Raw genomic sequence first — 21,856 nt, forward strand, 5'->3', positions numbered from 1 at the left:
TCTATGCTTGTCCATGGCAACGGTTAAGCTCTGACAGAGATCGCATAAAACCTATCCAGGGAATATTCTATCATAGGCCGTCGTGAAAAAAACCTTCCTCCGGACAATGAGATCCTTTGGAAGGGCTTGAGACAATTTGATCTTATTTGAGATTCTTTCCTTTGAAAGCCAGGGGAAGGAGTTCCTCCAGAAGGTAAATTTCAATTTCCCCCGACCGGTTAGCCAGGACAACCGGCATATCCGGTGAACAGAATTCCGAGAGAACCTGCCGGCAAACCCCGCAGGGAGGGGTCATTTCCTCGGTGATCCCCTCTTCCCCTTCTTTTCGAGCCACAATAGCCAGGGCGCGAAAAGAGTTAACCCCCTCTGAAACCGCCTTGAAAATGGCTGTCCTCTCTGCACAGTTGGAAGGTCCATAGGCCGCATTTTCAATATTACAGCCCAACCATATCCTTCCCTCTTGGTCCTCCAAGGCTGCCCCCACCCCAAAGTGGGAGTAGGGAGAATAGGTCCTTTTCACCGCTTCCATGGCCTGGTCCACCAAATAGCGGTAGGCGGAGGTCTCATAAGACTCTTTCTTCAACTTCTTCTCCTCCTTGTCTCTTCACCCGGCAGAAAACAGGGTGGTCCACTCCTTTGACAGGATGGTCCGCAATTTCATAAGCCTGAAGGGCCTTCTTCAGCCCTGCCTCTCCCCTTGTCCGGTCATTGGCATGAACAGTAAAGAGAAGGTCCCCTTCCCGGACCCGGTCACCGATCTTTTTGAAGACCCTGATTCCCACTGAAGGATCGATCTGGTCTTCCAATCGGACACGGCCGGCCCCCAAGAGGAGGGAGGCCTTCCCGATCTCTTCGGTGTTGATGGCGGCGATATAGCCTCCCTTTTCTGAATGCCCCTCCAAGACAAAAGAAGCCTGGGGGAAGAGGGAGGGGTCTTCCACAAAGGACACATCCCCGCCCTGGTTCTTTACCATGGTCTTAAATTTTTCAAAAGCTGCCCCGCTATCAATGACCTCTCTGACCATTTTCTCCGCTTCATCCGGCTCCTCGGATTTTCCTCCCAGCTCCAGCATGGCGGAGGCAATGGCCCGGCATTCCAGAAGGAAGTCCTCCGGTCCCTGTCCATGGAGGGCTTCAACCGCCTCCATGACCTCCAGGTTATTCCCCACGGCAGAGCCCAGGGGCTGGTCCATATTGGTCACCAGGGCCATGGTGTTTTTCCCGTTATCCTCCCCGATCCCCACCATAACTTTGGCTAATTCCACCGCCTGGTCCGTGGTTTTCATAAAGGCTCCTGACCCGTACTTGACGTCCAGGACAATGGCATCCGACCCATCGGCCAGCTTTTTGGACATGATGGACCCGGCAATGAGGGGGATGGAATCCACCGTTCCGGTGACATCCCGTAGGGCGTAAAGAAGCTTGTCAACCGGGGCAATGGATGCGGATTGGCCCATAATGGCAATCCCATCCTTTTCAACAAAATGAGTAAATTCCTCAGAGGTCAATTCCGTTCGGAAGCCGGGTATGGATTCCAGCTTGTCGATGGTCCCCCCGGTAAAACCCAGACCCCGGCCTGACAGCTTGGCAATAGGGAGGCCGCATGCCGCCACAATTGGAGAGATAACCAGGGAGGTCTTATCCCCCACCCCGCCGGAGGAATGCTTATCCACAATGGGGTCTTTAATGGAGGGGAAGGTCAGGGTCTCGCCGGACAGGGCCATCTCCCTGGTGAAGGTCGCAATCTCCCTGGGACTCATCCCCCGGAAATAGATGGCCATGAGCATGGCCGAGATTTGGTAGTCGGCCATGGTCTTGTCTTTGACGGCCCTGACGAAGTCTCCTATCTCTCCGTCCGTCAGTTCATTTCCATCTCTTTTTTTTAGGATCAGGTCGACAAGAGACATATCATCCTCCTTAGGGCTTAGCCGGTTTCTTATAGGCCTTGGCGATTGCTTCTTTTAGGGTGTTGATATAGAGGGGAATCCCATCTTTATGGGCATAAAAGTGGACTCCATCCGTCCCCTTGAAGAAGTCGGGATGGGTCCTGGCCGCCTGGTTCCAGTCAGCAATGGTCACAAAGGGATATTCCTTCTCCAATTCAGGGAGATAGTTGGCATATTTTATGACATCCGACGTCTTGTTGGCATCCCTCTGGTAGGGACTAATAAAGATGATCCGGGACCCGGATGGCAGGAGGTCGATCATTTCCGCACAGGATTTCTTGAAAGAGGGGTAGACATTGTTTCCCAAACCGATGACGACCATCTCTTTTAAGTGGCCGGATTTAGCCATGGACTGAAGGATATCCGGACCCTGATGGAGGAAGCGGGAAACCTTGCCGTTAACTTGGGCTTTAGGAAAGGCCTTGAGGATCTCCTTCCTCATTCCCAGGGTTACCGAATCCCCTACCATGGTAAAGCCCTCTGCCCGGGCCTTCTTCAGCATGGCTTCCTCTTCCTTTCTTTGCTGCTCAGCCAGCTTCTCCTGGGCGATCATTTCCTTTACTTTCTCCCCCTCATCGACCACCTGGTCCAGCTCCTGGTTAAGGGAGGAGGACCAGAGCTGGTTATCCAGGGAAAGCAGCGGAGGGGCCGTCATCCCCTGGATAAGGACCAAAATAACCCCTAGAATAGCCAAAATAAAGGCTCCGTTTGTAATTCTCCTTTTTTCCTTTTGGAAAACCCGAGCCAGTTTTCGACCCAGGACAAGAGGCTCCCAGAGATTGAGGTTGAGCCAGGCAAGGAGGGAGGCCAAAACCAGGGTAAGGAAAATGGTCAGTCCCCCGGGAAGAGGAGTGGTCGAAAGGGCCACATAGATGGGCCAATGAAAGAGGTAAAAGCCATAAGAGGCCTGGGCCAGGTAGTGGATGGGAGGAATTTCCTTCCAGGCATCGTACTGAAGGTCCAGGATCCGGCAACCACCGAGTGCCAGGAAGCAAAGAAGGTCAACCATGAGGAAGCCCCACCGGTAGGTGGAAGGGTCCTCATAGGATAGGTTGAAGGAAAGGACGGCCATCAGGACCAGGGGGACCAGGAAAAGGGCCCATGAAATTCCTTTGGACAAGTCATCCGCCAGCTTTCGGACAGGAGGGGCCACCGACTCCATCCCGGTCAGGCAAGCCATCAGAGCGCCGGCAAAAAAGGGGCTCATCCGGGTGAAATCTGAAAAATAGAGGAAGGAAGTCGACCAGCCCAGAAAAGATCCGATAATCATCAGGATGTGGGGTAAGACAAAGAAGACCAAAGAAAGAATAAGGACCGACAGACGGACCTGAACCTGATCCCTAGCCGGGCGAGACTTCCTTCTCCCCTCCCGACTCTTGGCCCCTCGGGCAATCAAATAGAGGGCCCCGCCCCAAAGGAAGTAGAAGTGCATCTCAATGGCCAGGGTCCAGGTATGGACATAGATATGGGGGATGAATTGTGCCTCATAGGAGCCGCCGGACCGGATTTCATACCAGTTGGTCATAAAGCCGGACGCGCCGGCAAATTGCCGGAAATAGTCCACCCGAAGGTCCGGTGAAGCCACCAGGAGGAAAAGGCCGGTGACAAGGAACATGAGGACCAGGCCGGGCAGGAGGCGTCCCCCTCTTTTTTTCAAAAAGATCCAAAAGGATTCTTTCTCTTCCTTGAGGACAGCATCCAGAAATTTCCCGGTAATGAGGAAGCCTGAGAGGGCAAAAAAGAGGTTAACCCCGAAAAAACCGGCCGGAAGGAAGGAAGAGCCAAGATGGTAGATAACAACGAGGGCAAAGGCATAGACTCGGAGGGAGTCCAGCCACTGTATGCGTTTGGTCATAAAATCAGCGTCTCTTTTCTTACTTCTTCTCGGCATCTTGTTTGACCCAAGACCCGTCCTCTTGGAGAAGGTAGGTCCCCTCCCCATTCACATTTATTTTTCCGGATTGAATGTTTCCCTGGTCAAAATCCCCCTCGAAAACCATTCCCGGTTCCAGGGTGACCTTGCCGGGACCATGGAGGTGGCCCTCCATGAGCTTTCCTTCGTAGAGTGGGCCATCTTTTCTCTTGACCGCCCCCTCCATATTCTTTTCAGGAAGGTCGAGCTTCCCCTCCAGGTCCAGACCCTGGTCCAGGCGATAGCTGGAATAGGTTTTTCCCCGCATAGGAAGGATGGCCACCATAGCCATGATCAGAATGAAGGCGGAAACCGCCAGGGACCAAAACTGGCCCCGCAATTGACCGGTCTTTTTATTGCGCATAAGATCCTCTTTTCTGAATAGAAGGTCATCATTATTTTATGGATTTGGATTCCAGGTGGACAAAGACCAATTCTTCCGGATTGAAGAGCCGAAAAGGCAGGCCTGAATTGCCCAGGCCGGCCGATACCACCATCGTATAGGGCGAATCCTCATATAAGCCCAGGTCGTACTTGGGAAAGAAGGCCACTTCTGGAGAAAAGACTCCCCCAATCAAGGGAAGACGGATCCCTCCTCCGTGGACATGGCCGGAAAGGGTCAGGTCGGCCCCCCAGGTCTTATATTCCGTCCAATAGAAGGGATTGTGGGCCAAAAGGATATGAAAGTCCTCATCCCTCCCCCGTTCAAGAAATTCATGGACAGGTAGGGTCTGGACCGCCGAGTTCGAATAGAAATAGCGACCTTCCTTAAGACCGGAAATATAGATTTTCTTTCCTCCCCGAAGGAGGGGAAGAGTCCGGTTGGAAAGGTCGGTAATCCCTGCTTCTTTCAAGAGGTCACTCAGGAAAAAGGGGGAAAAGACCTCTTCCATCCCCAGCTCATGGTTGCCGGGGATAAAAAAAGTTTGGGCAATATTACTTAAAGCCTTGAGAAAATGACCCAGCCTTTCCTTCTCTTCCTTGGCCGGCTCATTGACCGAGATGGAAATGACATCCCCCGTCAAAACGATAATATCCGGCTTCCCTTCCTCAACCGCTTCCAAGAGTGCTTCACCCTGGCCCCCAAAAAGGTGGCCGTGGAGGTCGGAAAGCTGACAGATGGTAAAACCGTTAAAGGAATTGGGAATATCCGGCGAAGTAACGGTATATTCCTTTTTCTGAAAGCTGAGGTTGGACCGGTAAAAAGACCGGGCCAAAAAGAGAATAATAAGAACAAGGAAGAAAATCTTTATTCGTTTTTTATTTTTATCAAGAAAAGAAAGCCAGTCAAATCTCTCCCGGCTCCCCTTCTTTTGTCCATCTCTTTCCTTCATCTTCTCTACCTCATGGCTTATTACTGTTGACTGATCTATCAAAATATTATACCGAATCGGGCCAGGGAATGCGAATCAACAACAAGCTAGGATCAACCAACATTTTCCAGCATTTTTTGATCAAAATGAAAGAGAAATGGTCTTCCCCTAATCTTTTTGTATCCTCAAATACATTTCAAGCCTTTCATTGAGATAGCCGGCAAAGAGTTTTTCCATGGCTGAAACACTCTGTTTGACATGGTAGTCATCAAAGGCTTGATAATAGGCAAGCCTATCCTTAAATTTGATGTCGATTGGTGGATATCCGGCTTTCATTAGCTCTAAATTCACCAGCAAGCGACCGGTCCGCCCGTTCCCATCAATAAATGGATGAATTCGCTCGAACTCGATATGAAAGCGGGCAAGCTTAGTCACAATATGAGATTGATCTGCTCCATAATCGAAAAGAAGTTCCTCCATCTTTGGCTGAATCAAATAGGGCTGGACAGGCTCATGTTGAGCCCCCAAAATACGAACAGGAACCCTCCGATAGACTCCACGGTCTTGTCTTTTATCGGCGAGTACAAGAAAATGAACCTGCTTGATAACCTTCTCGCTGAGAGGAGATTTCTCTTGAACCAGTTCACAGATATAATCAAAAGCCTCCTTGTGACCTACTGCCTCCATGTGGTCCTTCAATGGCTTCCGGTCAATGGTCAAGCCACGGAGAACGAGATCCGTTTCACGCAGGGTCAGCGTATTCCCTTCAATAGCATTGGAGTTATAGGTGTATTCAACGGTAAACTCCTCATTCAGCCGTTCTACTTCTCCATCCGTCAAAGGCCGTCTTCCATCCAACTCCTTTTTCTTTCGGTCAATTTGCTCAAGAAGGTTCTTACTCGACTTGAACCTCCCATCCGCCGGTTTTTCCGCTTGAAAAGGAATCTTCCAAATGCGTCCCTCCTGATAAGCCCCCGGAATCTTTCCTTCCGCACATAAGGTCCTGACTCGTCTTTCAGAAATCCCCCACTTTTCACCAGCTTCCCTTGTGGTCATCACCATAGGCCTTCACCCCCTTTCTATACTTTACTATATCACTTTGACAGAACAATACGAAGTACCTCGGAACAATAGAAAGAGGCCATGCCAAAAGCAAGTCGCATTCCGGCATAGCCCCAATTTCTGTTCGTATTTGGTTTTTTCCCTTATCTCTCCACTCCCTCATCCAGGCAACGGAGGAGGATATCCTTAACATCCTCCCGGTCGACCTCGATAAAGCCTTGGATGGGGCCGTTCTTATGACGGATGGTATCATCGGCCATGCGGTCGATCTTGTCGTCTCCGATGTCCAGCTCTTTCAGGGTCATGGGGATCCCCAACTCATCCTTAAAGAAGTCATAAAGGGTCTGGATGGCTTCCTTGGCCAGGCTCATGTCGTCATCGCCCTGAAGGCCAAAGACCTGACGGCCGAAGCGGGCCAGCTTGGGGGCTGTCTCCTCGGATAGGAGGTGGGCCATCCAGCGGGGTGTGACGATGGCTAAGCCAACTCCGTGGGTGATGTCATACTGGGCGGAGATTTCATGTTCGATGGGGTGGACGGTCCAAGCCTGGGTTTTCCCCGTATCCAGGAGGCCGTTAATGGCCCAGGTCCCTGCCCACATGAGGTTGGACCGGGCTTCATAGTTTTCCGGCTCCTTGATGGCGATAGGGCCATATTTCACGCAGGTCCGAAGGATCCCTTCAGCCATGGAGTCCTGGACATAGGCATCATCGTTCACCGAGAAGTAGTTCTCCATGGTGTGGGACATAATATCAGCGGTACCTGCTGCTGTATGCCATTCATTGACTGAATAGGTGAATTCGGGGTCCATGAAGGAGAAGCGGGGAAGGACATGTCTGGAGGCCCAGCCCAATTTTTCCATTGTTTCCTCATTGGTGATCACCGAAGAATCGTCCATCTCCGATCCGGTTGCGGAAAGGGTGAGGACCGTACCCAGGGGAAGGGCTTTTTCGATGGGGGCTTTGCCAATGACCAGGTCCCAGGGGTCAGCCTGGGTCAATGCACCGGCAGCAATCAGCTTGGCGCAGTCGATGGTGGACCCACCGCCTACCGCCAGGATGAAGTCCAAGCCCTTTTCCTTCACCAGCTTGACTCCCTCTCTTGCCGAATCCACCCTGGGATTGGGCTGGATCCCGCCCAATTCCTCATAGGGGATTTGGGCCTTATCCAAGGCTTGGACAACCCGGTCATAGATCCCGTTTTTCTTGATGGACCCGCCACCATAGGCGAGAAGAACCTTGCTTCCTCCGTTTTCACGGATTTCCTGGCCCAGGTGGTCCAGCTCATGTTTCCCAAATAGAATTTTTGTTGGCAGATGAAATTCAAAATCTCTCATATGTCCTCCTTTTTTCTTCACTCCTTTCTACTTACCCCAAAAGCGTCACCCTCACTACTTCATGATTTATTTGGTAGGATAGAGGAAGAACGAAGTCCGTCTAGAAAGTGAGAATTCTATGGAATATATCGGCAATGTCTTTCGACCTCCTTCGGAGGCCTACTCCCTCATCATCCAGGTGACGGTGGGCTGCGCCCACAACACCTGCACCTTCTGCTCCATGTATAAGGACGACCGTTTTTTCATCCGAAAACAGGAAGAAATCTTAGGCGACCTCCGGGAGATGGCCCTCCCCTACCCAGGAATCCGCCGGATCTTTCTGGCGGACGGTGATGCTCTGGTTGTTCCCACCAACCGCCTCCTGGAAATCCTCCATATGGCCTATGACCTCTATCCCAAGCTGGAGAGGGTGACCTCCTATGCCACGGCCCAGGACATCCTCCGGAAGTCCGATGAGGAACTTCAGTCCCTAAAGGAAGCCGGATTGGACATGGTCTATGTAGGCTTGGAGTCGGGGTCGGATGAGGTCCTCCGGGAGATTTCCAAGGATATGACCCAGGACGATTACGTTGCCGCCATCCTCAAGGCGAAAAAAGCCGGCATCAAGACCTCGGTCACCATGATCCTGGGCCTGGGTCAGTTGGAAAAAAGGGAAGACCACATCCAAGGCTGCATCCAAGCCATCAACCGGTCCCAACCCGACTATGTGGCCTTCCTCAGCCTCCACCTCAGCCCCGGAGCCCCCCTTTACGATGAGGTAAAGGCAGGCCGCTTCTACGAAATCAACGATGATGAAAAGATGGCTGAGATGCGGGAATTTATAGAACAAGTGGACTCCCCGGGAACCGTTTTTCGGTCCAACCACGCCTCCAACCCCGTTTCCATTGCCGGAACCCTCAACCGGGACAGGGAGACCATGCTGGCTCAGATCGACCAGGCTGTTGCCTATTCCGCCTACCGGCCCAATTACTGGAGGAACCTCTAGGTCAGATTATTTCGACAGTTTGGCAATCACCTGGTTGATCTCCTCCAGCTTCTCCTCCACCTGGTCGGTATCTTTGGATTCCATGGAATCCAGGACGCAGTGGTGGAGGTGGGCGGAGAGGACCCCCCGGTTGACCCCCTTAAGGGCCTGGCTGATGGCCATGATCTGGTTGGAGATGTCGATGCAGTAGCGGTCTTCCTCCACCATATCGATGACCCCCTTGACCTGGCCTTCGATGATCCTCAGCCGTCTGAGGATCTTTTTTTTATCCGCCTGCATCTTATTCCACAACTCCCGTCATCTCATAGCCCGCATCTTCCACGGCCTTGTTCATGGCTTCAAGGTCCAGATGATCACCCTTGACCCGGGCCAGGCCGGCCTCCAGGTCTACCTTGGCCTCCACCCCTTCCAAGCGGTTGAGGGCATCTTCTACCCGCTTTTGGCAGTGGGCACAGGACATTCCTTCAATCTTCAGCACTTTTTCCATTTTTTCCTCCTTATTCCCTTTCTTTTCTTCTTCTCTCAAACCAGCTTCCTTTAAAATCCCATAGGTGATAGGCTGTCCCCCCTTGTCCTCTTCAACTTCTTGTCCCTCATGGTGGAAGGAAAAGGTCCGGAGATGGAGGGCATTCATGACCACGAATACGGAGGAAAAGGACATAGCTGCCGCCGCAATCATGGGGTTCAAGGTGATCCCGAAGGCGGGATAGAGCAAGCCGGCCGCCAGAGGAATACAGATGACGTTGTAAAAGAAGGCCCAGAAGAGGTTCTGCTTGATCTTGGCCATAGTCTTGTGGGAGAGGTCATAGGCGGCGACCACGTCCCGGAGGTCCGACCGGACAAGGACGATATCCGCCGACTCCACGGCCACATCGGTGCCGGCTCCTATGGCGATCCCGACCTCCGCCCGGACCAGGGCGGGAGCATCGTTAATCCCGTCCCCTACCATGGCCACCTTCTTTCCCCGGTCCTGGTACTTCCGGATGATGGCATCCTTGTCGCCGGGCAGAACTTCAGCTTCCACATGGTCCATGCCCAGGTTCCGGGCCATAGCTCGGGCCGTCATGGCATGGTCTCCGGTTACCATGATGGGGTCCAGTCCCCTCTCTTCCATAGCCCGGATAGCCTCCCGAGAAGTCATTTTCACCGGATCCTGGGCGGCAACCAGGCCGACCAGGTGACCGTCCAAGGCAAAGTACATGGGGGTCTTCCCCTGGCCGGCCAGGTCTTCAGCCTGGGCCTGAACATCTGGAGAAATGACCACCCCCTTCTCCTTCATGAGCCGGAGGTTGCCGGCCAAGCCCAGACCCGGGCCTTGGCCCCAAGGGCTATCCTCCAGGGAGACCCTTCCTTGGATTCCTCGACCGGCCAGGGCTTCGAAGTCTCGGGCATCCCGGTAGCTGACTCCCTCTTCTTCCGCCGCCTTCAAAATGGCTTCGGCCAGGGGCTGTTCCGACCCGGCTTCCAGGGAAGCGGCCAGGGCCAAGAGGGCCCTCCCCTTCTCTTCCGGACTTGCATGATCCTCCCCTCCATGAACCAGAATATCGGTTACCCTGGGCCGGCCCTCAGTTAAGGTCCCGGTTTTATCCAGAGCGACCAGCTGGACTTCCTGGAGGACCTCCAGGGACTCAGCGGACTTGATCAGGAGGCCGTTTTCCGCCCCCTTTCCTGTAGCTACCATTATCACAACCGGGGTGGCCAGGCCCAGAGCACAGGGGCAGGAAATGACCAGGACGGAGATGGCTGTCCGGAGGGCAAATTCCATCCCCTGACCGGCCAGGTTCCATCCGATAAAGGTCACCAGGGCGATGGCGATAACGGCCGGGACAAAAATGCCGGCAATCCGGTCGGCTAGGGACTGGATGGGGGCCTTAGAGGCATTGGCATCACGGACCAGGTCGATGATTTTAGAAAGAGTGGTATCTTCCCCGACCGCAGTCGTTTCAAAGAGGAAGGAGCCCAGCTTGTTCATGGTGGCCCCGGTTACTTTGTCCCCCACTTCCTTGGCCACCGGTATGGACTCCCCGGTAATAACGGACTCATCCACCGAGGTCCTCCCCTCGATGATCCGCCCGTCCAGGGGGATACGCTCGCCAGGCCGGACCTTGACCACCATGCCCAGGATTACTTCTTCAATGGGGAGGACCTTCTCCTGACCGTCCTCCACCACAGTGGCGGTCTCCGCCTGGAGGTCCATGAGGGCTTCAATGGACCGGCTGGTCTTCATCTTGGACCGGACCTCCAGGTACTTGCCCAGGGTAATCAGGGTGAAGATCATGGAGGCGGATTCAAAGTAGAGGTCGTGAAGGTAGGTATGGACCAGGTCGGGCCGGTTGAAACCCAGGCCGTAGGCCATCCGGTAGAGGGCAAATACGCCATAGCTAAAGGAAGCTGTGGCCCCAATGGCGATTAGGGCATCCATATTGGGGGCCCCTGAAAAGAGAGACCGGAAGCCGTGGATGAAGTAGGTCCGATTGACGATGAGGACGGGGAGGGTCAAGATCATCTGGGTCAGGGCGAAGGCCACCGACCCTTCCACCCCTTCCATCCAGGCGGGAAGGGGGGCCCCCACCATGGGACCCATGGAAAAATACATGAGGATGAGTAGGAAGGGGATGGAGACCTTGAGACGGAAGGCCATGTCCCTGGCCTGGTCTTTGAAAATGGCCTGGCCCATGTCCTTCTTTTTCTCCTTGTTAGATCCTCTTTTTTCTTCCCTGACCTCAGCTTGGTAACCGGCCTTGGCTACCGCTTCTTCGATGGTCGTATCCGTCAGTTTGTCCGGGTCATAGTCCACCTCCATGGAATTGGTCATGAGGGAGACCCGGACCTGGTATACCCCATCCAACTTGGAGACTGCCTTGGTGACCGCCTGTTCGCAGGCGGCACAGGTCATCCCCCGGACGTCGAACGCCTGTTTTTTCTCTGCTTTTTTCATCGTATTCATAAGAAGACTCCTTCTTTTCATTATTCATTCTACATATACTATATACCCCTATTGGGTATTTGTCCAGGACTAGGGGCAAAGAAAAAGGACGCCGGAGCGTCCTCTCTCATAAGTAGTGGATATGGATTTTCTCTTCGCTTCGAGCCCGGTCCAGGATCCGACCATGGCAGGTGAAGTAGAAGATCTGGCGGTTATTCTGACGGGAGTCCCGGGTCAGGAAGGAAAGACCGGCCTCCGCCCTGGTGTCATCATAGTGGACAAAGGGGTCATCCATAAAAAGGGGCCAGGGATCCTCCCCCTCCAGGGACTCCACCAAGGCCAGGCGGAGGCTGAAGTAGGCCTGGTCTCCTGTTCCCAGGGAAAGGGCCCGCCAATCATAGTAGGTCCGGTCCTCTCGGTCCTCCAGGCTCAAATGGAAGCGGTCGTCCAGGCCCAGGCTCTCGAAGCGGCCCGGAGCCACTTGGTCAAGGATGTCCAGGGTCCTCCGCTGGAGGCCGGGTCCCAACCTCCGCCTCCGGTCCTCATCCGCAGCCAGAAAGGCCCGACGGGCCAGGTCTAAGGCTTCCCGTCTTTCTTCCAGGCCAGCCAATCTCTCTTCCAGCCTTTTGATCTTGACCTGGATACTTTCTGCCCTTTCTTCCAAGCCATAGCGGGCTCGGATTTCCGCCTCCATTTGGCGGACCTCTTCCCGGATCCGCTCTTCTTCTAAAGAGGTCCGGTTTCCTTCCCTCCGTATGGCCCTTTCCCGGAGGTCCTGTCCCTCCCTTCTGACCCCATCCAGTTGGGTCCGGGCCCGGTCCAAAGCGTCCTCCAGGTCCCGAAGGCGGTCAGCCAGGTCCCAGACCTCTGCCCCTAGGACCCGAATCTCCTCCAATGCCCTCTCCTCTTCGTTTACTGAAGGCCCGGTCCCCTTTTCCAGGGCCAGGATCCGGTCCTGGAGGGCCACCATCTCCTCCAAAGCTTTCTTCTGTTTGACCTGATGAGTTTTCCAGTCTTTTTTTCTCTCCCGGAAGAAATGGAGGAAGGCGCCCAGGCTTGCCAGGCTGAGGAGGATAAAGGAGATACGGAAGGATTCTAATGGGAAAGAAAGAAGGACAGAAAGTCCGGCCAGGACAAGGCATATCCATGCCGGCAGGCCTAAGGAAGAAGGCTGTGGATCCTGGCCCTCATCCAGGATTTCCCGGTAGCGGGCCCTAAGTTGTGCGAGATCCTCCCCTTCCCCCTTGTCCTGACCAAGGGAGGACTCCATGAAGGAAAGCTTGCCTTCCTTTTGGTTCTTCTCCTCCAAAAGCGATTGACGGTCCCTTTCCAGGCGCTTGATCGAATCCTGGAGGACCTCCTCCTTACCCCTATTTTCCTCTTGTTTTTTTGCCATTTGGGCCAGGTCGGATGACTTCTCCCTACCGGCCTCCTCCCTGATCCTTCCCGCATGAGCCTTCAAGGATGCCAGCCTTCGGGCCAAGTCCGCTTCCTCTTCCTCCCTCCGGACTGCCCGACCCTTCTCCTCCATGAGCCGGTCCCTTTCCTTCTCCAAGTCCACCAAAAGACCCCGGTGGCCCGATTTTGACCGGAGAGATCCGGCCTCCTCTTCCAGGCTTTTAACGACGGCTGAGAGGGAAAGGTCCTCCTGTCCGGATGAGGCCATTCGGCCTATTTTTTCCTGGAGGCTATCCCTTCCTCGATTGGAGGCCATGGGCCCGGCTCCGGAGTCGATGAAGAGGGTCCTCCGGAAGGTCTCCGCATCCATATCGAAAAGGAAGGCCCCCGGTTCTTGGCTCCTTTCCAGGGGAATCTCTTTGCCGGTCTCCTCATCGATGAGGCTGACCCGGTCCCTGGCCTGGGTCCTTCCAAAGGTCCGGTCCAATCGGAGGGACTTTCCTGCCCTGGTTCGGAGGCGGACCTGGACCCGGCTTTCCCCCTCCCGGTCGGAGAGATAGCGCTTTCGCAGGTTGGTCCGGGGGTCCTCTGTCCGACGGTCCGACCCATAGAAGGCCATCTGGAAGGCATCCATGAGGGTGGTTTTGCCCGACTCATTCTCCCCATAAATGACCTGGAATCCGGGAGAAAAGGTCCATGACTCTTCTCTGATTTGGCCGAAGGCCCAAAGCTGGATGGATTGAATCACCATGTCTGATCCCTTTCCTTTTGAATGGCCTCCAGGCCCAGCTTCCAGGCCAGGCGGAGGACCCGATCTTCCCTGAATTTTCCGTCTCCCCCCTCCTCAAGATCCCCAATTTCCTTTCCGGCCAAGTCCAGGAGGGACCGGGTGAAGTCCCCCTCCGGGGATTTCTCTTCGACCAAGAGATGGGGGTCCAGGGCCGGGGATGACCGGTCGACCACTTCCAGGTAGGACAGGTCCTCCCCTAGAGACTTTTCCAGATCCCCTGCATTAACGTGCAAACCCTCGGACCGCTTACCCACAAGGTAGACTCGGTAATAATTCTTTCGGTAATCCGGGTAGCGACTGAGCCTTCGGAAGAGGAGGTCGTCCAGGTCCTCCCGGGTTCGACAGTCCGAGAGGTCCACTTCCTCTTCAAGAAATACCGGTCCGGGCAGGATCCGCCGATCCATCTTGGCTCCCTGGGAGTCCACCCAGCCCAGGTAAAAGCCCTGGGGCCCCGGGTTGGAAAAGGAAGATGTCATGGGGGTCCCGGAATAGGCAAAAGAAGTCTTACCCAGCTTTTGAACCGGTGAGGGCTTGTGGATATGGCCCAGACCCACATAGGACAAGAGGCCCCTGGGCCATGAGGAGGGGCGGATGGGCTGGTAGAGGGAGGGCCGGTCCCCTTGGACCAGGTCCCCGTGCATAAGGGCAATATGGACCCAATCCGGATCATCTGCCGGAGCTTGGCCAGGCAAACGGGCCCAATCCTTCTCTTCAAAGAGGGGACGGAAAAGCTGGGCGGAAGGGAAGGCCGCCCCATAGACCGAAAGTTTCAAGTCGGGAAAGTCCATCCGTTCAGGAGGACCTTGAAAAATATGGACATTGTCCGGCCAGGGGAAAAGACCATAGGGAGAATCCAGGCTCATGTAGTCGTGGTTGCCCGGGGAAATAAAAATCAAAAAGCCGGCCTCCTCCATGTATTGGCTGATGGTCCGGACCAGGGATTGGGGCGGGCTTCCCTCCAGAAAGTCACCGGCGATCAGGAGGACCTGGACCCCTTCATCCCGGCAGATGGCCAGGAGGTCTCGGAAGGCCCGGATCTTTTCCTGGGCCCTCCGGGGGCCGGCTGGTCCCAGGAAAGGGAGGTCCTGGCCCAGGTGGAGGTCGGCCGTATGGGCCAGGCGAATCCGGCTCATGGCCTAGTCCTCATCCGGCATGGACCCGAAGGCCGAAAGACCGGCCTCGGAGTGGACCGGGAGGATAATCACCCTAGGGGCCTCACCCAATATGACTTCCTTGGTCAGGGAATCCGCCAGAGCATCCGACCGGTCCGATTCGACCAGGAACCATACGAAGTCTCTCTGTGGGTCTAAGGCCAAGCGATATTTGGCCCACTGCTTGCCTCTTTCATCACGGCCGTGGAGGATGGTTGCCCCGGTCGCCCCCAGATTACGGGCGACTTCAACCAGGCGGTCGGCTCCGCCATGGGGCAAGGTGACCACCAGGAGGTCATAGAATTTGGGCCCTTCTTCCAGGGCCGGAAGGGTCCGGATGGGCCGGGGCTCAGCCAGTTCCCTATCTTGCGTCTTTTCCGACTTGGACTGGACCTTAACCAGGGCGCCAACGATAAGGATGGAAATGACGGGGGTCATGGCGATAAGGGCAATGATCCCAAAACCGTCAGAAAGAATGTTGGCCGTGGGCCAGTCGTTGGCAATCCCCTGGGCAAAGGAAAGCACAAAGGTGGCAGCCATAGGCCCCGAAGCTACTCCACCGGCGTCGAAGGCGATACCGACAAAGAGGTCATCGACATACCAGGAGAGGGCGATGGCTAGGGCGAAGCCGGGAAGAAGGATATGCCAGATTTCCAGGGAAGGAAGGACAATCCGTAGGGTGGATAAGGCGACGGCGATCCCCACCCCGATGGAGAGGGTCCGCCCCATAATTTTCGCATTCAGGTAGCCCCCCGTCACCTCTTCCACCTGCTTGCCCAGGACCAGGACAGCCGGCTCCGCTGAAACGACCAGGTAACCCAAAATAAAGGAGAGGATGACCAGGACGACCGGGCCTTGCTTCACCAGACCTGTGCCCAGGATTTTTCCCATGTCCATGAAGCCCTCATTGGCTCCGGCCAGGAAAAAGGTCAGGCCGATCAGGGAGTAGATGAGACCGCGGACGATAGTGATGATCTCCCTTTTGTTAAGCTTGAAGCGGACAAAATTGAGGAAGAAAAAGAGGATGGCGATGGGGAGGAGGGCCAGAAGGGACTCCGTGAAGAGATGGCCCAGGGCCCCGAAGACAGCGGATACCCCCTTCTCCTCGATGACCAGAGGGGCTCCCTCCATTCTTGTGGAAGAGCCAAGGAAGGCGGAATAGAGGAGGGTGGCGATGATGGGGCCGGCCGACATGGTCCCAACCAGGCCGAAGGAGTCGTTCTCGCTGTTCCCCCCCTTCATCTTGGATAAACCCAGGGAAATGGCCAGGATGAAGGGGGTAGTGATGGCGCCTGTCGTCGCCCCTGAGGCATCAAAGGCAAAGGCAATGAACTCATTGCTGGCGAAGAAGGCAAGGATAAAAATGAGAAAATAGGCCAGGGTAAAAAGCTTTCTCCAGGGCTGGTTGATCAGAATTTTGAGCGCACCAAAAGAAATCATCAGTCCCACGCCGGCCGAAACCAGGATAACAAAAAACCGGGCCACAATGGCCCCGGACGAAGCCTCCTCGATCTGCTGGCCTAAGATGAGGAGGTCAGGTTCGGCAACCGTGATCAGAAAACCCAGGAGGAAGGCAAAGGTCAGGGAGAAAAACTTAGTCTTGGAGGAAGCGAGAAACTTGGCCATTTGGATCCCGATGGGGGCCATGGACTGGTCAACCCCCCAGAGGAAGATGGCCAAGCCGATAAAGAGGAAGAAGGAGCCGACCAGGAAACGCCAGATGTTGGCCGGATCAACCGGGACGAAGACAAGGCTGCAGAAGACCACATAAAAAATAATGGGAAGGATGGACTGGCTGACTTCCCGGAGCTTGCTTTGAAGTTCATTCATGCCCGGCCTCCTTTCTCTTGATAAAAGCCCACGGTGTCCAGGACCGGAAGGGCAAATAGGATCCCGTTGCCTCGCTCATCCAACTGAAGGCGGTCAATCAGGTGACTGCGGAGGGAAGGCAATTTTTTGCTTTCGGTGACCATGAACACGATGTCTTTTTCCGGCGTAATCTGGATATCAAAGGCCAGGTGAAGGGGAAGGCCGGCTCCCCGACCGTGGATGATGGTTCCCCCCTTGACCCCCAGCTCTTCAGCATAATCGACGACATCCCGGCTTTTGCCGTGGTCGGTGATGACGAAGAGGCAGGCTTCATTAAATTGGCCGGGATCGACCTGGTCGCCGGGGGAAATAAGCCGGTCCTCTTTATACCGGATCATAGGGATGGTGAAAGCTACCCCTTTGTGTCTTTTATCCAGATTAAACTGTTCCTGGAACATGGCAAATATGGCCGGGAGAAAGTGGTTGTCCACAGGAAGAAAGAGGACTTCCTTCCGGGTCTCATCCAAGCCTAAAATCGAAAGAATCTTATTGCGGTAGGTTCCTTCCCCTTGCAGGACCAGGCCTCCGGCCACATTAAAGGGCCTAAGCTCCGTGAGCATTTCCTCAGCCTGTCCATGATTAACAATGCAAATCATGATGGATTGGTAATTCATGCTTGCCTCCTTTATTTGGAACCACCGGGCGGGCCTTCCAGGAAGTCCCCCAGCCGGTGGGTAAGTTCGGGGTAGAATCCGGGATCATGGTGGTTATGGGATTCATCTTGCAGATCACGGTAGATTTGGTAGAGTTCCCGGGCCGAGAGGATGAGGGCCCCTTCCCGCCAGGCGATGAGCTGGACCGGTCCGTCGGATGTGGCCACCCGGACCCGGTTGGTCTTGGCCTTTTCCCTGGAGATTTCGGCGATATATTGGTCAGCCGTTTCGGCCTCTTTCGTGTAGACGAGGTGGATGCCTCCCCTCTCCTCATGGCGACGGAGGCCCCCTTTTACCCGGTAGGCGTCAAAAACCAGGATGACTTCCTCCCCGCTCAGGGCGTGGATCTCGGAGAGGATGTCGGTCAGCTTCTTTCGGGCGGTCTCGAAGCCCTCATCCCCCTCAAAGTGGAGGTTGGGCCAGGCATGGATGATATTATACCCATCAACCAAAAGCCAGGCCTCTCCCCGAAAATCCGGATTGGCTTCTCGGGGGTTCTTGGGCCCGGAAGCCGGGATGGAGTCCCCTTTCCCGACCTTCCGGTCTTTTTCCCCCCGCCGGACCTTGTCCCGAGCCCGGACCTCCCGCCGTTTGGCCTCCTTTTTGGAATTGGCGTTGGCATAGAAGGTTTCCCGGAAGATCCGGTCAGCCTCGCCCTTGGATAAGGACCAGACCTGCTCCTGGGGAGACCGCCTAAGTCCCTGTACCGGAAGCTCTTCTTCCGCCTCATCCTCCCCGAGTCCTTCCACAGGCAGGTGGACCCAATCCGCCACTTGGTCCCAGGGAACAGCCAAGCCGGCCCCATGGCGGCAAAAGATGGAGGAGGGAGGAAAGAGGGGGTCCTTGAGAGGGTCATAATCCAACTCATCAAGGAGAACTTCTCCCTCTTCCGGATCCATCTCCTCATAGCCCCCGTCCTCCAGGTGGAGGACAGCCTGGCCACCTGTCATGGCGGGAAGGTTGTCGAAAAAGTCCTGGAGGAGACGGAGCCGGCCCCGACCACGGAAGTAAACCCGACCGTCCCGGCTTTCTTGGTCCACCCCCTCAACCCCCAGCCTGGTCAATTCCTGGAGGATTCTCCCCAACCAGTCAAAGGGCAGGTCCAGGTCAAAGGCGATCATGGGCTCCAAAAGGACGGATTCCGCCTGCATGAGCCCCTGTCGGAAGGCCCGCCGGACGGCTTCGGGCAGGTCCCCGGCGGAGGTGTGGGCTCCGGTCTTGATGGCCCGGAGGCTGACCCGGATGTCCGTCGTTTCCGCCCCGGCCAGGACACCGGGGATGGGCTGGGCCAGGGTCTCCCTGACCGTGGCCAATTGGGCGTCCGTGGTTCCCCCTCGGTGATCTTCGGACAAAAAGCGAATGCCGGAATTGGCTTCCCCCGGCTCCAGGAGAAGATGAACCTCCGCATAGTGCCTGAGGGGCTCGAAGTGGCCCAAACCCAGGACGCTCTTGCGAATGCTCTCCTTGAAAAGAATCCGGCCCGGGCTGACTCGGATGGGGATCCCCTCTCGGGCCAGTCGGTCTTCAATGATCTCCAGGATGACCGGGCCCATGGCATGGACCATGACCTCCCGGATCTTGGGGTCATAGCGGACACCCAGTTCCGGCATCTCTTCATTCAGGACTTTCAGGGCCTGGAGGAGGTCTTCCTCAGGGCCTTGGTCGGTCCTCTCCACCCGGTATTGAAGGACTGGGCGAATGGAAGCCTGGGGAAGGGGGCCTCCCCCGATCCGGCTTCCGGCCCGAGTCTTTTGGGGACCAACCAGGGAAACCACCTGACCGGGTCCCGCCTCCTGGACCGGGTCATAAACCGCCCCCTGGTAGCGGCGGATTTCATGGACCTTCTCTCCGTCAAAGTCCTGCTTGACCTTGAGTTTTCCTGATAGAATCCTGACCTGGCTTAGGCGACTGGACCCATCGTAACCGATCTTGTAGCAGATGGCCTGGAAGCGACCCTGACCGAGATGGGGAGTCAGGCTTTCTCCCATCCAATCCAGGAGCCGGCCTACCCCCTCCCCTTCCAGGGCCGATCCGAAAATAACCGGAAAGACCTTCCGGGCCTGGATGGAGGCCCGAATATCTCCGTTAGGGATGGTGTCGATGGAAAAGTAGGTCTTCATGAGGCCGGGATCGGCCATGGCCAAGGCTTCCATCCGGTCGGGGACCGGAGCCGTAAAGTCCACGGCCTTTTCGGTCAGGCGTTCAAGGACCTGGTCCATGATTGCACCGGCATCCAAACCGGGCCGTTCCATCTTGTTGACGAAGAGAAAAACCGGAATATTTGCCCGGGAGAGGAGGTCCCAGAGGGTCTTGGTATAGCCTACCGGCCCATCTCCCCCGTCGATGACCAGGATGGCCCCGTCCAGGATGGGGAGGGTCCTCTCCGCTTCCGGGGCGAAGTCCCGGTGGCCCGGGGTGTCCACGAGGATGAACTCCCGCCGACCTTCTCCGGTTTCTAAGAAAAAGGAGGCCGTCCGGGCATAGATGGTGATCCCCCGTTTCCGTTCGAGGTCATCCGTATCCATGACCGTGGTTCCCTCATCCACCCTTCCGGCCCTATTCACGGCCCCGCTCTGTTGGAGGATGGCTTCGGCTAAGGTTGTTTTCCCTGCATCCACATGGGCAAAGATCCCTATGGTCGTTGGTGCCGTCATCCTTCCTCCTTTCCTTCTTTCCTTCTCCCCTTTGCGGTATCATAAAGAAAAAAAGGAAGAAGGTATCCTGTGAATAAAAATATGATTGTCCTGGTCCAACCGGAAATCCCCTATAATACAGGGAATGTGGCCAGGACCTGTGTCGTTTCCGATAGTCGCCTGGGCCTGGTCCGGCCCTTGGGCTTTCAATTGACCTCCAAGCTCATCAAAAAGGCCGGAATGGACTACTGGCCCCAGGTCGACCTGACCACCTGGGACAGCCTGGAGGATTTCGAGAAAGCCATGATCCGGATGGAAGAAGAGGGCTACCGGGTCCTCATCTTCGAATCCACCACTGACCGGACCCTGGGCCAGATGGAGGTCGATGGTCCCGTCCTCCTCATCTTCGGCTCCGAATCCCATGGCCTCCCCCAGGACTTCCTGGACCGCCATGCTGACAAGGTTGTACGAATCCCCATGCGGAAGACGGAAAGATCCCTCAACCTCTCCAATGCCGTGGCCATTGCCCTTTATGAAGCTCTCCGCCAGCAGGGCTACCCGGGCCTACACTAGTTCTTCCGGGTATTTTCCTGGAGGATGGAGAGGACGACATCGGCTGACCGGGCCATCTGGTCCAGGGAAATGAATTCGTAGACCCCGTGATAGTTGTAGCCCCCGGTGAAGAGGTTGGGGGTGGGAAGGCCCTTGAAGGACAGGCCCGCTCCGTCAGTCCCTCCTCGAACGGGGACAATCTCCGGCTCCAGGCCGACCTTGGCAAAGGCCCGCTTGACCAGGGTGATGATCTCCGGGTGTTCCTCCACTTTTTCCCGCATATTATAATAGCTATCTTTGATTTCCAGCCGGGCCACCGGACCGTGTTTCTTGTTGATATAGGCCAAAGCCCCTTCCATGACCTCCTTCAAGGCTTGGAAGGCCACCCGGTCGTGGTCCCGGATGATGTAGTCCATCTTGGCATGGTCCACTGTCCCCTCCATATGAAGGAGGTGGATAAAGCCCTCCCGCCCCTCGGTGTACTGGGGCTTTTTTTCTGCCGGAAGGAGGCTGTGGAATTCCTGGGCAATCTCCGCTGCGGAAACCATGGTCCCCTTGGCTGAACCCGGGTGGACATTCTTCCCCTCCACCTCCAGCTTGGCGGATGCAGCGTTGAAGGTCTCATATTCAAAGCCGGGCATTTCTCCCCCGTCGATGGTAAAAGCAAAGTCTGCACCAAAGGCCTGGACATCAAACTTGTCCGCCCCTCGCCCGATCTCTTCATCCGGGGTGAAGGCCACCTTGACCGGACCATGAGGGATGGAGGGGTCCTGGACCAGGGTGTCCAAAACATACATGATGATGGCAATCCCCGCCTTATCATCAGCCCCCAAAAGAGTATCCCCCCTGGTGGTCATGAGGGTCTGGCCCACCAGGTCCTTGAGGAAGGGGAAGTCCTCCGGGCTCAGGGATTTCTTGTCATTCAAGGGGATGGTCCCTCCTTCATAGAGGAGGACCTGGGGATCATCCACCTTTCCCGGGGCTTCCGGCGAGGTATCCATATGGGCAATCAAGCCGATCGCAGGGACACCGTCCACATTTCCGGCCAGGCTCCCGTAAACATAACCGTTGGGATCCCGGATGACATCCTTTAGTCCCAGGTCCTTGAGCTCCTCAACCAGGGCCTGTCCCAGGACCCGCTGTCCTTCCGTTGATGGGCAGGTTTCCGACTCCTCATCCGACATGGTGTCGAAGGAAATATATTTTCTCAGCCTCTCTTCCAAACTTTTCATTTTTTCTCCTTCTATTCTTTATCCCGGCCTTAACCAGGTCGATAAAACACAAACAAAACGATCCAATGGTCTATTATACCATCTTCTATCCTCCCTTTTT

17 protein-coding genes are annotated in these 21,856 nt (G+C 55.5%); 2 read left to right on the forward strand and 15 right to left on the reverse strand.

The window, feature by feature from the left end:
* Positions 1-142: 142 nt before the first annotated feature.
* From cdd to HGKM_RS06580, 7 genes are all read right to left on the reverse strand, one after another.
* Complete coding sequence (cdd, locus tag HGKM_RS06550) at positions 143-583, reverse strand: cytidine deaminase (RefSeq protein ID WP_019134540.1); 441 nt, start codon at positions 581-583, stop codon at positions 143-145.
* Positions 564-1,907, reverse strand: coding sequence for a thymidine phosphorylase (locus HGKM_RS06555; RefSeq protein WP_019134541.1), 1,344 nt, complete (start codon positions 1,905-1,907; stop codon positions 564-566). Before HGKM_RS06555 ends, cdd begins: the two co-directional genes overlap by 20 nt.
* Before the next feature lie 10 nt (positions 1,908-1,917).
* Positions 1,918-3,801 (reverse strand): acyltransferase family protein, encoded by a 1,884-nt coding sequence (locus HGKM_RS06560; protein WP_019134542.1) that lies wholly within the window; start codon positions 3,799-3,801, stop codon positions 1,918-1,920.
* 19 nt (positions 3,802-3,820) lie between these two features.
* Positions 3,821-4,222, reverse strand: a complete 402-nt coding sequence (locus tag HGKM_RS06565; RefSeq protein ID WP_019134543.1) for a hypothetical protein — start codon at positions 4,220-4,222, stop codon at positions 3,821-3,823.
* Positions 4,223-4,253: 31 nt separating this feature from the next.
* Positions 4,254-5,192: a metallophosphoesterase gene (locus tag HGKM_RS06570; RefSeq protein ID WP_019134544.1), complete on the reverse strand. Its 939-nt coding sequence runs from the start codon at positions 5,190-5,192 to the stop codon at positions 4,254-4,256.
* Between the two features lie 147 nt (positions 5,193-5,339).
* Complete coding sequence (locus HGKM_RS06575; RefSeq protein ID WP_019134545.1) at positions 5,340-6,233, reverse strand: Fic family protein; 894 nt, start codon at positions 6,231-6,233, stop codon at positions 5,340-5,342.
* Positions 6,234-6,376: 143 nt separating this feature from the next.
* On the reverse strand, positions 6,377-7,567 hold the full coding sequence (locus tag HGKM_RS06580; protein WP_019134546.1) for an iron-containing alcohol dehydrogenase: 1,191 nt from the start codon (positions 7,565-7,567) through the stop codon (positions 6,377-6,379).
* A gap of 118 nt (positions 7,568-7,685) precedes the next feature.
* Between HGKM_RS06580 and HGKM_RS06585 the strand changes: the two genes are divergently transcribed.
* Positions 7,686-8,552, forward strand: coding sequence for a radical SAM protein (locus HGKM_RS06585; protein WP_019134547.1), 867 nt, complete (start codon positions 7,686-7,688; stop codon positions 8,550-8,552).
* A 6-nt stretch (positions 8,553-8,558) separates the two neighbouring features.
* Here HGKM_RS06585 and HGKM_RS06590 read toward each other — a convergent pair whose 3' ends face one another.
* From HGKM_RS06590 to HGKM_RS06625, 7 genes are all read right to left on the reverse strand, one after another.
* Positions 8,559-8,831 carry a metal-sensing transcriptional repressor gene (locus tag HGKM_RS06590; RefSeq protein ID WP_019134548.1) on the reverse strand — a complete coding sequence of 91 codons (273 nt, stop codon included), beginning with the start codon at positions 8,829-8,831 and terminating at the stop codon, positions 8,559-8,561.
* Position 8,832: 1 nt separating this feature from the next.
* Positions 8,833-11,499, reverse strand: a complete 2,667-nt coding sequence (locus tag HGKM_RS06595) for a heavy metal translocating P-type ATPase (RefSeq protein ID WP_019134549.1) — start codon at positions 11,497-11,499, stop codon at positions 8,833-8,835.
* Positions 11,500-11,605: 106 nt separating this feature from the next.
* Positions 11,606-13,627, reverse strand: a complete 2,022-nt coding sequence (locus HGKM_RS06600; RefSeq protein ID WP_019134550.1) for an ATP-binding protein — start codon at positions 13,625-13,627, stop codon at positions 11,606-11,608.
* Positions 13,621-14,799: a metallophosphoesterase family protein gene (locus HGKM_RS08315; RefSeq protein WP_019134551.1), complete on the reverse strand. Its 1,179-nt coding sequence runs from the start codon at positions 14,797-14,799 to the stop codon at positions 13,621-13,623. Before HGKM_RS08315 ends, HGKM_RS06600 begins: the two co-directional genes overlap by 7 nt.
* Positions 14,800-14,802: 3 nt before the next feature.
* The gene (locus HGKM_RS06615; protein ID WP_019134552.1) at positions 14,803-16,647 is read right to left on the reverse strand and encodes a DUF1538 domain-containing protein; all 1,845 of its coding nucleotides are present in this window, start codon (positions 16,645-16,647) and stop codon (positions 14,803-14,805) included.
* Positions 16,644-17,300 carry a hypothetical protein gene (locus HGKM_RS06620; RefSeq protein WP_019134553.1) on the reverse strand — a complete coding sequence of 219 codons (657 nt, stop codon included), beginning with the start codon at positions 17,298-17,300 and terminating at the stop codon, positions 16,644-16,646. The genes HGKM_RS06615 and HGKM_RS06620 overlap by 4 nt, the downstream gene beginning before the upstream one ends.
* A gap of 11 nt (positions 17,301-17,311) precedes the next feature.
* Entirely contained in the window at positions 17,312-19,993 is a 2,682-nt protein-coding gene (locus HGKM_RS06625) for a translation factor GTPase family protein (protein WP_019134554.1), read from the reverse strand.
* Positions 19,994-20,062: 69 nt separating this feature from the next.
* On the opposite strand from HGKM_RS06625, the gene HGKM_RS06630 reads away from it, so the two are divergent.
* Complete coding sequence (locus HGKM_RS06630; protein ID WP_245550613.1) at positions 20,063-20,545, forward strand: tRNA (cytidine(34)-2'-O)-methyltransferase; 483 nt, start codon at positions 20,063-20,065, stop codon at positions 20,543-20,545.
* On the opposite strand, the gene pepT is transcribed toward HGKM_RS06630, so the two are convergent.
* Positions 20,542-21,756, reverse strand: a complete 1,215-nt coding sequence (gene pepT / locus HGKM_RS06635; RefSeq protein WP_019134556.1) for a peptidase T — start codon at positions 21,754-21,756, stop codon at positions 20,542-20,544. The genes HGKM_RS06630 and pepT overlap by 4 nt on opposite strands.
* Positions 21,757-21,856: the final 100 nt, after the last annotated feature.

The organism is Kallipyga massiliensis ph2 (genome assembly GCF_000311985.1).
Lineage (GTDB): Bacteria > Bacillota > Clostridia > Tissierellales > Peptoniphilaceae > Kallipyga > Kallipyga massiliensis.

What these genes read in the sequence shown, in the direction of transcription:
- HGKM_RS06560 (WP_019134542.1), bottom strand. Translation starts at nt 3,801, where the DNA reads ATGACCAAACGCATACAGTGGCTGGACTCCCTCCGAGTCTATGCCTTT.
- HGKM_RS06580 (WP_019134546.1), bottom strand. Translation starts at nt 7,567, where the DNA reads ATGAGAGATTTTGAATTTCATCTGCCAACAAAAATTCTATTTGGGAAA.
- HGKM_RS06590 (WP_019134548.1), bottom strand. Translation starts at nt 8,831, where the DNA reads ATGCAGGCGGATAAAAAAAAGATCCTCAGACGGCTGAGGATCATCGAA.
- HGKM_RS06585 (WP_019134547.1), top strand. Translation starts at nt 7,686, where the DNA reads ATGGAATATATCGGCAATGTCTTTCGACCTCCTTCGGAGGCCTACTCC.
- HGKM_RS06595 (WP_019134549.1), bottom strand. Translation starts at nt 11,499, where the DNA reads ATGAATACGATGAAAAAAGCAGAGAAAAAACAGGCGTTCGACGTCCGG.
- pepT (WP_019134556.1), bottom strand. Translation starts at nt 21,756, where the DNA reads ATGAAAAGTTTGGAAGAGAGGCTGAGAAAATATATTTCCTTCGACACC.
- HGKM_RS06570 (WP_019134544.1), bottom strand. Translation starts at nt 5,192, where the DNA reads ATGAAGGAAAGAGATGGACAAAAGAAGGGGAGCCGGGAGAGATTTGAC.
- HGKM_RS06575 (WP_019134545.1), bottom strand. Translation starts at nt 6,233, where the DNA reads ATGGTGATGACCACAAGGGAAGCTGGTGAAAAGTGGGGGATTTCTGAA.
- HGKM_RS06620 (WP_019134553.1), bottom strand. Translation starts at nt 17,300, where the DNA reads ATGAATTACCAATCCATCATGATTTGCATTGTTAATCATGGACAGGCT.
- HGKM_RS06600 (WP_019134550.1), bottom strand. Translation starts at nt 13,627, where the DNA reads ATGGTGATTCAATCCATCCAGCTTTGGGCCTTCGGCCAAATCAGAGAA.
- HGKM_RS06555 (WP_019134541.1), bottom strand. Translation starts at nt 1,907, where the DNA reads ATGTCTCTTGTCGACCTGATCCTAAAAAAAAGAGATGGAAATGAACTG.
- HGKM_RS08315 (WP_019134551.1), bottom strand. Translation starts at nt 14,799, where the DNA reads ATGAGCCGGATTCGCCTGGCCCATACGGCCGACCTCCACCTGGGCCAG.
- HGKM_RS06615 (WP_019134552.1), bottom strand. Translation starts at nt 16,647, where the DNA reads ATGAATGAACTTCAAAGCAAGCTCCGGGAAGTCAGCCAGTCCATCCTT.
- HGKM_RS06565 (WP_019134543.1), bottom strand. Translation starts at nt 4,222, where the DNA reads ATGCGCAATAAAAAGACCGGTCAATTGCGGGGCCAGTTTTGGTCCCTG.
- HGKM_RS06625 (WP_019134554.1), bottom strand. Translation starts at nt 19,993, where the DNA reads ATGACGGCACCAACGACCATAGGGATCTTTGCCCATGTGGATGCAGGG.